Origin of the sequence: Streptomyces sp. 35G-GA-8 (assembly GCF_023534745.1) — a bacterium.
In the GTDB taxonomy this organism is placed as follows: domain Bacteria; phylum Actinomycetota; class Actinomycetes; order Streptomycetales; family Streptomycetaceae; genus Streptomyces.
The window spans coordinates 87873-101922 of record NZ_JAMHJQ010000011.1; the positions used below are offsets into that span (position 1 = coordinate 87873).

The following is a 14050-nucleotide window of genomic DNA, read 5'->3' on the forward strand; positions in this document are numbered from 1 at the left end:
TCCCCGTACGGGCCACAAAGGTACGGCCCCGTGCCCCCTGATTCTTCCTGTCGGAGGCGCCGGTTGCGAACCCGGGGGCGGATCGGGGTGTCTCACCTCGATCCGGACACTCATGTGCTTTCCTGCCCCGCTCCCCGCTCCGACGCGGGCTCCGGCTCGCGCTTCGGCTCGCGCTTCGGCTCGGCCAGCACGGCGAAGTACGCGCCCTGGTTGTCCAGCAGCCCCGCCATCCGTCCGTGGTCGATGTCGAACGGAGGTGCGGTGATCCTGCCACCGAGCCGCACGACCGTCGCCGCCGTCTCGTCGCAGTCGTCGACCGAGAAATAGCTGAGGAAATGGCCGGGCAGCTCCGCCGGGAACGCGTCCGTTATCACGCTGCGCCCGCCGATCGCGCTCTCCGCGCCCGGCGCGGAACCGGCCGGGGACCACAGCCGGAAGTCGATGCCGTCGCCCGGCAGATCCCTGCCCCGGAAGCGGAAGACCCTCTCGTAGAACGGGTCGACGCGCTCCTTGTCCCTCGTATAGACCTCCGTCCAGCAGAAGGATCCTGGCAGGCCCGTCTTCTCGAAGCCCAGGTCCTCGCCCGCCTGCCAGAACCCGAAGACCGCGCCGGCCGGATCCGCCGCCAGCGCCATCACACCGAACCGTCCGACGGCCATCGGCTCCCGCACCAGCTGGCCGCCCGCCTCCCTGATCCTCGCGCTGAGCGCGTCGGCGTCCGGGGTCGCGAAATAGATGGTCCATACGGTCGGCATCCGGCCGTCCCGCTTGGCGACGAGGCCCGCGACGCGCCTCCCGCCACTGAACGCCAGGGTGTAGTGCCCGTCTTCCATGCCCTTGGCCCGGCCGAAGGTCCAGCCGAACAGCTCTCCGTAGAAGCGCTTGCCCGCTTCCAGATCGGGGAGTGACACATCCACCCAGCACGGCGTGCCTTCCGCGAATGCGTCCATGTCCCGGACTCCTTCCGTATGGATAAATAGAACAATTGATTCACTATCGCAGCGTGAACCCGCCGCCACCCCGAGTTATCCACCGAAGTTGTCCACAGGCTGTTGATAACACTATTCAAGCCCGCGCCCGCGCCGCCCGCCTCCCGGATCACCCCGCGAGCCCCCCGCCCGCTCCTGGCCCGACCTCCGGTCCGCTCCCGGTCCGCTCCGGCTCCGCGATGGCCGGTTCCCCATTTGCAGTCGGCCAAATCGCGCTCGGATCACCCCTCGGTAAGCTGACTGCATGACAGGACAAGTGCGCACCGTCGACGGCCGCGTGGCTGGTCGACGCGGGCAGGCGACGCGGCAGAAGCTGCTCGACTGCCTCGGCGAGATGCTCAGCTCCTCGCCGTACCGGGACGTCAAAGTCATCGATGTCGCCCGCAAGGCGGGCACGTCACCCGCGACCTTCTACCAGTATTTCCCGGACGTCGAGGGCGCTGTCCTTGAGATCGCCGAGGAAATGGCCAAGGAGGGCACCGGCTTGACCGCGCTGGTCTCCGGCCGCTCCTGGGCCGGCAAGGCCGGCTGGCAGACGTCCGAGGAACTCGTCGACGGCTTCCTCGACTTCTGGCGCAAACACGACGCCATCCTCCGGGTGGTCGATCTGGGCGCGGCGGAGGGCGACAAGCGATTCAACAAGATCCGTATGAAGATCCTGAACTCCGTGACCGGCTCCCTCACGGAGTCCGTGAAGGAGCTTCAGTCCAAGGGCAGGGTCGACAAGGACATCAGCCCGGCGGCGCTGGCCGGCTCGCTGGTCGTGCTGCTCGCCTCGGTCGCCTCGCACCAGAAGGGCTTCCAGAGCTGGGGCGTGAAGCAGGCGGAACTGCGGCCTACGCTCGCCCAGTTGGTCCATCTGAGCGTCACCGGCAAGAAGCCCACGAAGTAACGCTCCGCCGAAGTGCGGAAGTATCGCTCCACAGAAGCAACGCTCCGCAGAAGTAACGCGCTCCACCTGAGGTAACCCGCCGAAGCGGGCCGGCGCCCGGGCCTGCGGCCACGGTACGTACGTACCGCGCGCCCCTCCCCCGTTCTGTCATGCCGGCGGCAGCAGCCGTTCCACCAGCGCTCCGATCAGCGCACCCGCCTCCACCGGGAACACCCGCCACGCCTCGAACCGCTCCGAGTGCGGCGATATGGGCGGCGCATGGACGAGGTTGAATGACCCGCGTGGACGACGACCGGCGACAAGAGACCTTCCGCGCCCTGCTGCGCGCCCAGCCCGTCTGGGACACCGAACTGCCCGCGTTCGATCCGGCGGGCGCGCCCGACGAGCCGCTGCCGCTGTTCCACCGCTGGTTCGCCGAGGCGGTCGCCGCCGGCCAGCCCGAGCCGCACACGATGACGCTGGCGACCGCCGACGAACAGGGCCGGCCCGATGTACGGACCCTGATGCTGCATGACGCGGACGCGCGGGGCTGGCACTTCGCCTCGCACGCGACCAGCCGCAAGGGCCGCCAACTGGCCGCGCGCCCCGAGGCCGCACTCGGCTTCTACTGGGCGGCGCAGGGACGTGCCGTACGCCTGCGGGGCGAGGTACGCACGGCAGGCGCCGAGGAGAGCGACGCGGATCTGCGGGTCCGTTCGACGGGAGCGCTGGCCTCCGCGCTCGTCGGCCGGCAGAGCGAAGTCCTGGGTTCGGCCGAGGAGTTGGCGGAGGCGAGCGCGGCGGCGTGGGAGCGGGCGCGGCGCGAGCCGGACGCGCCGGCGCCGTCCTGGACCGCGTACACGCTCGTGCCGGACGAGGCGGAGTTCTTCCAGGGCGACGCGCGCAGACAGCATGTGCGGCTGCGCTACCGGCGCGAAGGGGGCCTGTGGACAAGGGAGTTGCTCTGGCCATGACGCGGGGCGACGGGCAGCGGATGTGATCGATTCGCAACCCTTTTCCCATCTTGACCGAGACCCAACAAGTGAGGATGCGGTTACGCTCAGCTCTCATGTCCGACGATTCCGGCCGCGCCAACAGTCTTCCCGTGTATGTCATCGGCGCGGGACCCGGTGGGCTCGCCGTCGCCGCCGCACTGCGTGAACAGGGCGTACGGGCCGTCGTACTGGAGAAGTCCGACGCCGTCGGCGCCTCCTGGCGCCGCCACTACGAGAGGCTGCGGCTGCACACCACCCGCCGGATGTCGGCCCTGCCGGGGCTGCCGATCCCCCGTTCCTTCGGGCGCTGGGTGCCCCGCGCGCGGCTGGTGCGCTATCTGGAGAAGTACGCGGAGTTCCACGGCCTGGACATCGTCACCCGCGTGGAGGTCACCCGGGTCGAGCCCTCCCCCGACGGGACAGGCTGGCTGCTGCGGGCCACCGGCGGCCGGGAGCTGACCGGCCGCGCCGTCGTCGTGGCCACCGGCTACAACCACACCCCCCGGCTGCCGTCCTGGCCGGGCCGCGCGTCGTACGGCGGCGAGTTGCTGCACGCGGGCGAGTACCGCGACGCCCGGCCGTACGCGGGCAAGGACGTCCTGGTCGTCGGCGTGGGCAACACGGGCGCGGAGATCGCCGTGGACCTCGTCGAGGGCGGCGCGGCACGGGTGCGTCTGGCCGTCCGTACCGCCCCGCACATCGTGCGCCGCTCCACGCTGGGCTGGCCGGCGCAGGCGACGGCCGTGCTGGTCCGCCGGGTGCCGGTCCGACTGGTCGACCGGGCGGCCCGGACACTGGCCCGGATCTCGGTGCCCGACCTGTCGGCGAAGGGCCTGCCGCGCCCGGACACGGGCCTCTACTCGCGCGTCCGCGAGGGGGCGATCCCGGTGCAGGACGTGGGGCTGATCAAGGCGGTACGCGCTGGCCTGGTCGAGCCGGTGGCGGCGGTCGAGTCCTTCGAGGACAACACGGTCGTGCTGGCGGACGGCTCCCGGATCACCCCCGAGGTGGTCATCGCGGCGACCGGCTACCGCCGGGCCCTGGAGGACCTGCTGGGGCATCTGGACGTACTGGACGAGCGGGGGCGGCCGGTGACCCACGGCGGCCACACCCCTGAGCGGGCGCGGGGTCTCTACTTCGTCGGCTTCACCAACCCGATCAGCGGCAACCTCCGTGAGATGGCGATCGACGCGCGCAAGATAGCGAAGGCCTTGGCCGACAGGACCACGTCCGGCCGCCGGGCCGGCAGGTCCGGCCGTTCCGGTCGGTCCGGCCGGGCGCACCGACCCCTCCTGCCCCGCTGAACCGTCAGACCGTCGCCGTCGCCACCACCGGCCTGCGCCTGATCACCAGCGCCATCAGCGCCGCCGCCGCGCACAGCGCCCCCGAGGCGTACCAGACCACGTCGTACGAGCCGAAGACGTCCCGCGCCAGACCGCCCGCGAAGGCGACCACCGCCGCGCCGACCTGGTGGGAGGCGAGGACCCAGCCGAAGACGATCGCACTGTCCTCGCCGTAGTGCTCACGGCACAGGGCGATCGTCGGGGGAACGGTGGCGACCCAGTCCAGGCCGTAGAAGACGATGAAGAAGAGCATCGGCGGATGGACGGAAGGCGCCAGCAGCATGGGCAGGAAGAGCAGCGAGACCCCGCGCAGCGCGTAGTAGACCGCGAGCAGCCTGCGCGCCTCGAAGCGGTCGGTGAACCAGCCGGAGGCGATCGTGCCGACCACATCGAAGACGCCTATCACCGCGAGCAGCGAGGCGGCGGCCGTGATCGGCATGCCGTGGTCATGCGCCGCCGGTACGAAGTGGGTCTTGACCAGGCCGTTCGTCGAGGCGCCACAGATCGCGAAGGTCCCGGCGAGCAGCCAGAACGGCCCGGTGCGCGCCGCCGAGAACAGCACCGAGACCGCACGCCGCGCGGCACCGGTCACCGGCGCGGGCTTGGGTACGAACGTCTTCGCGCCGTACGCGGGCAGCCCGACGTCCGCCGGATGGTCCCGCAGCAGCAGCCAGACGAACGGGACCACCGCGAGCGCGGCCAGCGCGACCGTGACGGCGGCCGGGCGCCAGCCGTGGTGCTCCACCAGCCAGGAGAGCAGCGGCAGGAACACCAGCTGCCCCGAGGCGCCCGCCGCGGTGAGGATGCCGGTGACCAGACCGCGTCGCGCCACGAACCAGCGGTTGGTCACCGTCGCGGCGAAGGCCAGCGCCATCGAACCGCTGCCGAGACCGACCAGAACGCCCCAGTACAGCACCAGTTGCCAGGCCGCGGTCATCCATACGGTCAGCACGGAACCGGCCGAGATGATGGTGAGCGCGACGGCGACGACCCGGCGGATACCGAAGCGGTCCATCAGCGCCGCGGCGAACGGCGCGGTCAGTCCGTACAGCGCGAGATTGACCGAGACGGCGAAGCCGATCGTGCCGCGCGACCAGTCGAACTCCGTGTGCAGCGGTTCGATCAGCAGACCCGGCAGCGAGGCGAACGCCGCCGCGCCGATGATCGTCACAAACGTGACGACGGCGACGAACCACGCCCGGTGGACGCGCCCCGGCGCGCGCGGCGCGGACGGCGCGGACGGCGCGGAGGGCACGGACGGTGCGGAGGGCTCTGGCGGGTCGGGCTGTGCGGCGAGGTCGGTTGTCTGGGTCACGCCAGACAGCATCCAGGGGGGCCACGCCGGGAACGAGTGGCCCGACGGTCAGCATTCATCAGGATCGGGCCACCCCCCTCGACCGCCCGCCGTCGGGCGCACCGCCCGCCCTCACTCCGCTTCACGCGGCTTCACTCCACGCGCTTCAGGCCCCGGATCGCCGGTACCGCCAGCAGCACCGCGCACACCCCCACATTGATCACCGCCCCGGCCACCAGCACCTCCCGTACCCCCACCGCCTCCGCGACCGGCCCGGCCAGCGCCCGCCCCACCGCCAGCATGATCAGCGAGCCCGCCACGTCATACGCGTGCAGCCGGTTGAGGGCCGCGTCGGGGATCTGTGTCTGGACCGTCGTCGACCACATCACCAGCCAGAACGCCAGCGACACACCCCCGACGAAGAAGCCGGCGGCCAGCACGGGCACCGGCACGTCGTACGCCAGGACCAGTACGTTCGCGATCACCCCGAACAGCGCGAGCGCGCCCGCGAACAGCGGCCTGACCGGTCGCAGCCGCATCGCCAGCAGCCCGCCCGCCACATTGCCCGCGCCCTGGACCGTCATCATCAGACCGAACACCGCCGAGCTGTGCCGCTCGGTGACGACGACCGCCTCCAGCGGTGTGATCGGGCCGAGCACGGTGATGCCGTACACCGACCAGACGGCGATGACCCCCCACAGCCAGGACCTGGCCCGGAACTCGCGCCAGCCGCCGATCAGTTCGGAGAGCATCGACTCACCGGTCACCACCGGCGCGACCGACTCCATCCGGATCAGGAACAGACAGATCCCGCTGATCCCGAAGGTGGCCGCGTTGACGCCGAAGATCAGACCAGGTCCGCCGAAGCCGGCCAGCGCGCCCGCGACCGCCGGACCCGCCATCGTCATCAGCGACTCCGCGACCCGCAGCACAGCGTTGCCCCGCTGCACATCGGGAGCCAGCCTCGGGAGCATGCTGGCCACCCCCGGCTGGAAAACGGCGGCGCCCAGTCCGTTGAGCGCGCTGAGCGCGTACACGAGCCAGAGCGCGGGCGCTCCGGCGGCGAAGGCGACGGCCAGCACCGCCGTACCCACCAGCCGTGCGCCGTCCGCCAGCACCATCATCCGGCGCGGGGTGAACCGGTCGGCCAGCACCCCACCGACGATCACGAACCCCGCGAAGCACGCCATCCAGGAACCGAGCGCGAAGCTGACGGACGAGGCGCCGTACCCGGCGTCCAGCAGACCGGCGGCGAGGGCCACCGGCACCATGCCGTCCCCGAAGCGCGCGACGGTACGTGCGAGGAAGAAGAGCCGGAAGTTACGGTTCCAGAGGGTATGGACGGCCCGGACGGCCCCTTCCCGAGCTGTCCCGGCCGAGACTTCGTGCGGAGGTGCGGTCGGTTCGGGAATGTCCGGAGCCACCGTGCGCTTTTCTGTCACAGACGCGACTGATATCAAGTAAAGGTCTGGACCACCAGAGCCCATCCGAGGAACGGACGACGAAGTCCGCAGGAGATCCGCGGAAGATCCGCAGGAGAGGAGAGCGCACCATGCCGGACCGCCGCCCGCACCGGGTCGCCGTCCTCGCCCTCGACGGGGCGATCCCCTTCGAACTGGGCATCCCGCAGCGGATCTTCGGCCGCGCACGCGACTCCCTCCACAAACCGCTCTACGAGATCGTGACCTGCTCGGTCCGGGAACCGGGGCCGGTACGGACCGACGCCGACTTCGCGATCCTCGTCGAGAACGGCCCCAAGGTACTCGCCACCGCCGACACCGTGGTCATACCGGCGTCCTACGAACTGGGTCCGGTCTTCGACGAGGGCAGGCTCACCGACGAACTCCGCGCCGCCCTCGCCCGGCTGCGGCCGGGCACCCGTATGGTCTCCATCTGCACCGGCAGCTATGTGCTGGCCGCCGCCGGGGTCCTGGACGAGCGTCCCGCCACCACGCACTGGTCCTCCGCCGCCCACTTCCAGCGGCTGTTCCCACGGGTCAAGGTGGACGCGGACGTCCTGTTCATCGACGACGGTGACGTGCTGACCTCCGCCGGGGTCGCCGCCGGGATCGATCTCTGTCTGCATATCGTCCGGCGCGACCATGGCACCGCGGTCGCCAACGACGTCGCGCGGCGTACGGTCGTCCCGCCGTACCGGGACGGCGGCCAGGCGCAGTACATCCAACGCCCGGTTCCGGAACCGCAGCTGGCGACCACCGCGACCGCCCGCGACTGGGCCCTCGCGCGCCTGCACGAGCCGATACAGCTGCGCGACATGGCGGAACAGGAGTCGATGTCCGTACGGACGTTCACCCGCCGCTTCCGCGAGGAGGCCGGGATCAGCCCCGGGCAGTGGCTGGTGCTGCAACGGGTCGAACGGGCCAGACAGCTGCTGGAGTCGACGGACCTGTCGGTCGATCAGGTGGCGCGGGACGCGGGGTTCGGCACGGCGCAGTCGATGCGCCAGCATCTCCAGTCGGCGCTGGGGGTCCCGCCGACGGTCTACCGGCGTACGTTCCGCGCGGGAGCCGGATCGGGCCGCTAGGGCGTGTCCGGCGGATGGCCCTGGGCCGCATCCGGCTCACCCCGGCACACGGGCCCCCGGGAACCGGGGGAACCACGCGTCACGCGGGTCGGGGGACGGCGCAGGGGAGCTCGTACGCGGCAGGGGCGCACGCTTCGGCCGCCACCCCCGGCGCACTTCTGTCCACCTCGCACCAGATGCGCTTGCCCGCGCCCTCCGGCTGCCAGCCCCACCGGTCGGCGAGGCCGTCGACCAGCTCCAGCCCGCGGCCGTTGGTGTCCTCGCCGTCCGCGTGGCGCGGGCGCGGCGGACAGGCGCTGGTATCGGCGACCTCCACCCGTACCGTCCCCGCCTCGGCCGCTCCCGCGCCGAAGAGCATCCGCAGCACGGCCGGACAGCCGGTGTGCACCACGGCGTTGGTGACGAGCTCCGAGATGAGCAGGATCAGCGTCTCGGCGACGGGCTCGTCGTCCTCTATACCGGAACCGGCCAGCCTGGAACGGGCCCATCTGCGGGCGCGCCCCACCTCCGCGGGATCCGGCCCGACCTCCAACTGAACCTGAAGCACCTGCACCGCTCACACCATCCGAACCGGCGGACACATCGCCTCGCGCCTCGACAAGGTCCTCAACAGAGTCACAAGAGTCTCAAGAGTCACGGAACGTGATTTCCTTGCGAGACAGCATGGTTGACGTACAGTCACCGCAACAAGCGCTTCGGGCATATTCCAGCGCGAAGGAGTACGCGTAGTGCATACTGTGCGACGCCCGTCGCGGGGAGTCGAACACGGGCGCACACGGCGCCTTCGTACCGCGCGAGCGGCGCACATTCGCGTTCCCGGAGCCGCCGTACCGGCAGCACCGCGACCGTCGCGCCTCGCAACCTCTCGCACCCCACGGAGCGTACCGGAGGGCGGACACGACTCCGGCCTGTGACGGCCCGCCGCCAGGACACAACCCGGTATCGACCTCGGGCGCCATGTTTCGGCCACGGACGGTGACGCGTTCGGAGCGCTGGGGCCAGGGCTTTCCCCTTCCACGAGTGCGGAGTTCATGAGGGGAAGTTCGTGTGTGGGGAGTCGCCCCGCCGTGCCCCGGGGAAGTCACCGCGCCCCGGAGGGGTCACCGCACCCGGGGCCGGCCCACCGGCCCCGGGACGCTCATCAGGGCTCCGGCGTCACGTAGTACGCCGCGAAGCCGGACAGGATCTCTCCTTCATGGATCCTGCCGTCGTGGTCCACGTCGAGCTCCGCCGCCACCTGGGCCGCCGCCTCCTGCTCGACACCGAGCACCCGTAGCGCGCGCTCGGCCGACGCGCGGGTGACCCCGCCGCCGTCCTCGTCCGCCACGGCGATCGCGGCACGCAGGAACGGGCGGGCGATCTCCGCGAACCGCTCGGGGTTGTCCCGCAGCCGCTTCACCGCGCCGGTGACGAACTCCTGCCTGCTGACCCGCTGGTCGCCGTCCACATCCGCGATCCCGGCCATGCCCTGCCAGAACGCCTCGGCCCCGCTGTAGAGCGCCTGTCCCTTGTCGGAGCGTGCCGTCGTACCGAACTCGGCGAGCAGCGCCGCCGCCGCTCCGCTGAAGTCTTCGCGGTCGATGTACCCGCTGCCGTCCTGATCGAAGGCTGCGAACCGTGAGGCGATCTTGGCCTCGTACTCTGCGCTGTCCATCCCCGGAGCGTACGACGGCCGGGGGGCGCGATGTGACCCCTTACGCGCGGAACCGCTATGCCGAAAGCGGCTGGACCGCGTCGTCGACGGCCGCGGGCACGTCCGGGTAGACCTCGAAGAGACGGCGTACGCCCAGCGCGGCCAGCACCCGGTTGACATGCGAACCCGCCTCGGCGCCACGGGCGGGCAGGATGACGTGGAGCCTGCCCCCGCAGGAGTGGAGCAGTCTGCGTGCGGCGATCAGTACGCCGACCCCGCTGGAGTCGCAGAAGAACACCTGGGAGAGATCGAGCACGAGCGCGTGGCGCCCGGCGGCCACCGCGTCGTGGACCCGCTGGCGGACCTCGGGCGATGTCATGAGATCCAGCTCGCCGGTGATGTGCAGCACGGTCCACCGGCCCTGCTCGGACTCCTCCATCTTGAGCGTCACGCGCCTGGACCTTTCGTCGGGTTCCTGGGCTGATCCGGAAGTTGCCGTTCCTCATCCCGCCACTGCCCCGCCGCGCCCTCGCGAAACGTTGTGAAACCTCACTCCGCCCCCCAACGCCCCCGCGCCGGGCCCGCAGGAGCGCCTCGGGGGCGCACTTGGGCAAAGGGGAGTGCGTTGTCGGCGGCGCCCACTACATTCGAAGGAACGATGGCCAATGGTGGCCGCCGGCGGGCTTCGACATGATGGTGGACAGGGGCAGGGGCACGGACAGAGGCACAGGCAGGCGCACGGAGGAACAGGGCTGGGGGTCGCATGGCGAAGGACACACCGCCCCGGTGGGACCGCAGGATGCACCAGCGGTTGTCGCGGGGCGAGGCGGCGGCTCTCGGTGAGCTGTACGACCGTTACGCGTCGCTGGTGCACGGCCTGGCCCACCGGGTGCTCGACGACGACGACGCGGCGAACCGGATCACCCGCGAGGTCTTCGGTCATGTCTGGGAGAACCCGGACACGTACGACCCCAAACAGGGCTCCATACGCTCGTGGGTGGCGAAAGTCACACAGCGGCTGGCCGTGCAGCGGCTCCGGCGTACGGAAGCGGAGGCGTACGAGGCGCGCGGCGAGGGTTCGGCGGAGGAGCTGGAGCAGAAGATAAGCCAGGTCTCGGTGGCCGCGCGGGCGGACTACATAGTCAGGTCGATGCCGGCGCCCCTGTGGGACGCGCTGGAGCTGGCGTACTTCCAGCGCAGGGACTACCGCCAGACCGCGGCGGACCTCGGTGTCACGGAGGACGAGGCACGCCGCCGGCTGCGGCTCGGGCTGCAACTGCTCTCCACGGCCAACACCCAAGCCCGGACCGGCTCGTCGCCGCCGGGAAGCGGACGTTCCTTGTGACCGGCCCTCTGGACGGCGGCTCCCATGAAGGTCGCGAGCCGGACGAGCCGACGGCCTTCCTCCATATCCCGGCACCGAGGACGGCGCCGGACGACATGACGGAACCGGACGACCTGACAGCACCGGACGACATGACAGCACCCGGCAGCGTTACGGAGCCGGGCGGCGTGACGGCACCGGGTGGCGTGATGCCCGCCGCCGAGCCGCTGTCGCACAAAGTGCTCATGTCGCTGCTCGGGGCCTGGGCGCTGAGCGCCTGCTCCGCCGAGGAGACCGCGCTCGTCGAGGCGCATCTCACCGAATGCGCCCCCTGCGCGGACGAGGCGCTTCGGCTGCGCGACGCCGTGGGCCTGCTGCACGCCGACGGAAACCTGGACCTCGATCCGCTGCTGCGCTCCCGCGTACTGGAGAACGCCCTCGGCCGCCGGCCCGCCCGTGTCCCGGTGCCCGGCTGGGCCGCCGCCTACGACGCCGAGACCGCGCGGCTCGACGCGCTCCTGCGGGACATCGGCGACGCCGAGTGGCACACGCCCGTACGGCTCAAGTGGTACGAGGACGAGGGAGCCGTCTCCCGCCGGACGACCGTCGCCGGGGTGATCGGCCATCTGATGACCGTCGACGGCCTGGTCGCCGCCTCCCTCGGTCTCGACGACCCGCTCGGCTCCGACGCGCCCGTCCACCCCACCGAGCGTACGGAGAGCTTCTGGCGGGGCGCGAAGCCGCCGCCGACCCGCACCATCCACGAGCCCTGGCGCGAGCAGAGCCACACCCTCATCAGAACGGTGTCCTTCGCCGGCCGCGGGGTCGCCGAACTCTCCGTGTCGTACGGGTTCTTCGCGCTGCCCCTGCGCGACGCGCTGCTCGACCGCGCCTTCGAGTGCTGGGTGCACGGCGCGGACATCGCGGACGCGGTGGACTACCCGTACAAGCCGCCCAGCGGCGGCCATCTGCGCGAGATGATCGATCTGGCGACGCGGCTGCTGCCCGCCGCGCTCGCCATCCGCCGCCGGAGCGGTCTCGCGGGACCGGCCCGTGAGCTGGTGACGGCGGGGTCGCCCGGCCGCTCGCTGCGACTGGAGATCGAGGGCGCGGGCGGCGGCGACTGGTTCATCGCGCTCGACTCACCGGCGGCGGTGGGCTCGCGCGAGCGCTCCGTGGCGCATGTCGCGCTGGACGGCGTCGAGTTCTGCCAGCTGGTGGCCGGGCGGGTCTCGCCGGAGGACGCGGCGGCGGGTCAGGAGGGTGACCGTGAGGCGATCAGGGATGTGCTGTGCGCGGCGGCCACGATGAGCCGTCTCTGAGGCCCCACGGTCGGAACCGACCGCTCGATCCTTGCAGTCCTTGAACTCAGTGGACCCGGTGAGCCCGGTGAGCCCGGCCGGACCTGCCCGCCCGGCCCGCCCGGCCCGCCCACTCAGTCGAAGACGACGGTGCGGTGCCCGTTGAGCAGGATCCGGTGCTCCGCGTGCCACTTCACCGCGCGCGCCAGCGCCTGGCACTCCACGTCCCGGCCGATCGCGACGAGTTGCGCGGGCGTGACCTGGTGGCCGACCCGCTCGACCTCCTGCTCGATGATCGGCCCCTCGTCGAGATCGGCGGTCACGTAGTGCGCCGTCGCGCCGATCAGCTTCACCCCGCGCGCGTGCGCCTGGTGGTACGGCTTGGCGCCCTTGAAGCTCGGGAGGAAGGAGTGGTGGATATTGATGATCCGGCCGTTCAGCTGCTTGCACAGATCGTCCGAGATGACCTGCATGTAGCGGGCGAGCACCACCAGCTCCACCCGCTCCGCGCGGACCAGCTCCAGCAGCTCGGCCTCGGCCGCCGCCTTGGTGTCCCTGGTCACCGGGATGTGGTGGAACGGGATGTCGTACGAGGCGGCCAGATCGGCGAAGTCCGTATGGTTCGAGACGACCGCCGCGATGTCCACCGGCAGCGCGCCGATACTCGCCCGGAAGAGCAGATCGTTCAGGCAGTGGCCGAACTTGCTGACCATGAGGATGATCCGCATCCGCTCGTCCGCGCGGTGGATCGCCCACTCCATCCGGAACGAATCACCGATGGCGGCGAAGCTCGCGCGTAGCTTCTCCACGGTCACCGGCGCGTCCGCCGAGAAGTGCACCCGCATGAAGAAGAGACCCGTGTCGTGGTCCCCGAACTGCTGGCTGTCCTCGATGTTGCAGCCGGTCATGAAGAGATAGCTCGACACGGCGTGCACGATGCCCTGTTTGTCCGGGCAGGAGAGCGTGAGCACGTACTGATCGGACGGCGGGGCGACGGGTGGCGGCGTCTCGATGGTCATGACCCCAGAGGATCCCACATCTGTCCCGCGCGCCCCGGATTCGGCCAGTACGTGGACATTGCGCCGGTGCCGCCGGTGCCGCGCGGGTGACACCGAGTGATGTCACCATGTCATGGCGAGGTCAGGCGGACCGCGTCATGATCCGCAGCACATCCAGCGAGGTCGGAAGGACGTCCGGATCGTCCCCGTCGCTCGTCGCCAGCCGTACGTGCGCCTCGCGGGCCGCCCGTACCGCCTCCGGCCAGCCATGGTGCTCCAGATAGGCGGAGACGGGCGCGTCCGCACCGACCTGGTGCATGATGCGCAGCACCCGGAGCACGGCGAGATCGACGAGGGCGGCCTCGCCCGAGTCGCGGAAGATCGTGCCGACGTATTTCTCGGCGGACCAGTTGTCCAGCCAGGTGTCCTCGACCAGCCGGTAGACGGCGTCGGTGACGTCGCCGTACCCCTCCAGGCCGGCCAGCCAGTACTCCTGGTGGAAGACGGGATCGGAAAGCATGTGCAGCGCCGAGCGCACATTGCTGCGCCAGCGCCACCACGGCATGTCATTGAGCGGCATGCCGCCCATGGTGGGGGAGCGACGGGCACGACGGGAAGAGTTCTCGGAACCTTGCTGCACAGTCCACGACTTTACGTTCCGCACGGGAGCGTGCGATCGGGCCCCTGTAATTCACCTCCAGGACACTCAACGTTGAACCATGCTCACTCCGGTGTTACTCGGAGGGCGGAAGTGTGC

General features: G+C 70.9%; 14 protein-coding genes. 6 read left to right on the plus strand and 8 right to left on the minus strand.

The features are described 5' to 3' along the window. Positions 1 to 110 precede the first annotated feature (110 nt). Positions 111 to 950 carry a VOC family protein gene (locus M1203_RS25180; RefSeq protein WP_249952077.1) on the minus strand — a complete coding sequence of 280 codons (840 nt, stop codon included), beginning with the start codon at positions 948 to 950 and terminating at the stop codon, positions 111 to 113. A gap of 283 nt (positions 951 to 1233) precedes the next feature. Between M1203_RS25180 and M1203_RS25185 the strand changes: the two genes are divergently transcribed. The 3 genes from M1203_RS25185 (at position 1234) to M1203_RS25195 (ending at position 4159) form a co-directional block, all read left to right on the plus strand. Next, positions 1234 to 1881, plus strand: coding sequence for a TetR family transcriptional regulator (locus tag M1203_RS25185; protein WP_249952078.1), 648 nt, complete (start codon positions 1234 to 1236; stop codon positions 1879 to 1881). A 272-nt stretch (positions 1882 to 2153) separates the two neighbouring features. Further along, on the plus strand, positions 2154 to 2834 hold the full coding sequence (locus M1203_RS25190; protein ID WP_249952079.1) for a pyridoxal 5'-phosphate synthase: 681 nt from the start codon (positions 2154 to 2156) through the stop codon (positions 2832 to 2834). A 95-nt stretch (positions 2835 to 2929) separates the two neighbouring features. Then, complete coding sequence (locus M1203_RS25195; RefSeq protein WP_249952080.1) at positions 2930 to 4159, plus strand: NAD(P)/FAD-dependent oxidoreductase; 1230 nt, start codon at positions 2930 to 2932, stop codon at positions 4157 to 4159. A gap of 4 nt (positions 4160 to 4163) precedes the next feature. On the opposite strand, the gene M1203_RS25200 is transcribed toward M1203_RS25195, so the two are convergent. After that, a complete protein-coding gene (locus M1203_RS25200) occupies positions 4164 to 5525 on the minus strand; it encodes an MFS transporter (protein ID WP_249952081.1) in 1362 nt (453 codons plus the stop codon). A 119-nt stretch (positions 5526 to 5644) separates the two neighbouring features. After that, on the minus strand, positions 5645 to 6934 hold the full coding sequence (locus M1203_RS25205) for an MFS transporter (RefSeq protein WP_249952082.1): 1290 nt from the start codon (positions 6932 to 6934) through the stop codon (positions 5645 to 5647). A 110-nt stretch (positions 6935 to 7044) separates the two neighbouring features. On the opposite strand from M1203_RS25205, the gene M1203_RS25210 reads away from it, so the two are divergent. Then, positions 7045 to 8037: a GlxA family transcriptional regulator gene (locus M1203_RS25210; protein ID WP_249952083.1), complete on the plus strand. Its 993-nt coding sequence runs from the start codon at positions 7045 to 7047 to the stop codon at positions 8035 to 8037. 79 nt (positions 8038 to 8116) lie between these two features. On the opposite strand, the gene M1203_RS25215 is transcribed toward M1203_RS25210, so the two are convergent. The 3 genes from M1203_RS25215 to M1203_RS25225 all read right to left on the minus strand — a co-directional run bounded on the left by M1203_RS25215 (position 8117) and on the right by M1203_RS25225 (position 10121). Next, positions 8117 to 8590 carry an ATP-binding protein gene (locus M1203_RS25215; protein WP_249952084.1) on the minus strand — a complete coding sequence of 158 codons (474 nt, stop codon included), beginning with the start codon at positions 8588 to 8590 and terminating at the stop codon, positions 8117 to 8119. A 588-nt stretch (positions 8591 to 9178) separates the two neighbouring features. Then, a complete protein-coding gene (locus M1203_RS25220) occupies positions 9179 to 9691 on the minus strand; it encodes an EF-hand domain-containing protein (RefSeq protein WP_249952085.1) in 513 nt (170 codons plus the stop codon). Between the two features lie 55 nt (positions 9692 to 9746). Then, a complete protein-coding gene (locus M1203_RS25225) occupies positions 9747 to 10121 on the minus strand; it encodes an STAS domain-containing protein (protein WP_249952086.1) in 375 nt (124 codons plus the stop codon). A gap of 312 nt (positions 10122 to 10433) precedes the next feature. Here M1203_RS25225 and M1203_RS25230 point away from each other — a divergent pair, with 312 nt between their 5' ends. Together M1203_RS25230 and M1203_RS25235 are read left to right on the plus strand one after the other, a co-directional pair. Further along, on the plus strand, positions 10434 to 11015 hold the full coding sequence (locus M1203_RS25230) for an RNA polymerase sigma factor (RefSeq protein WP_249952087.1): 582 nt from the start codon (positions 10434 to 10436) through the stop codon (positions 11013 to 11015). Next, entirely contained in the window at positions 11012 to 12316 is a 1305-nt protein-coding gene (locus M1203_RS25235) for a maleylpyruvate isomerase N-terminal domain-containing protein (protein ID WP_249952088.1), read from the plus strand. The genes M1203_RS25230 and M1203_RS25235 overlap by 4 nt, the downstream gene beginning before the upstream one ends. 113 nt (positions 12317 to 12429) lie before the next feature. On the opposite strand, the gene purU is transcribed toward M1203_RS25235, so the two are convergent. Both purU and M1203_RS25245 read right to left on the minus strand, forming a co-directional pair. Next, complete coding sequence (gene purU, locus M1203_RS25240; RefSeq protein ID WP_249952089.1) at positions 12430 to 13314, minus strand: formyltetrahydrofolate deformylase; 885 nt, start codon at positions 13312 to 13314, stop codon at positions 12430 to 12432. Positions 13315 to 13435: 121 nt separating this feature from the next. Further along, a complete protein-coding gene (locus tag M1203_RS25245) occupies positions 13436 to 13882 on the minus strand; it encodes a hypothetical protein (protein WP_249952090.1) in 447 nt (148 codons plus the stop codon). Positions 13883 to 14050: the final 168 nt, after the last annotated feature.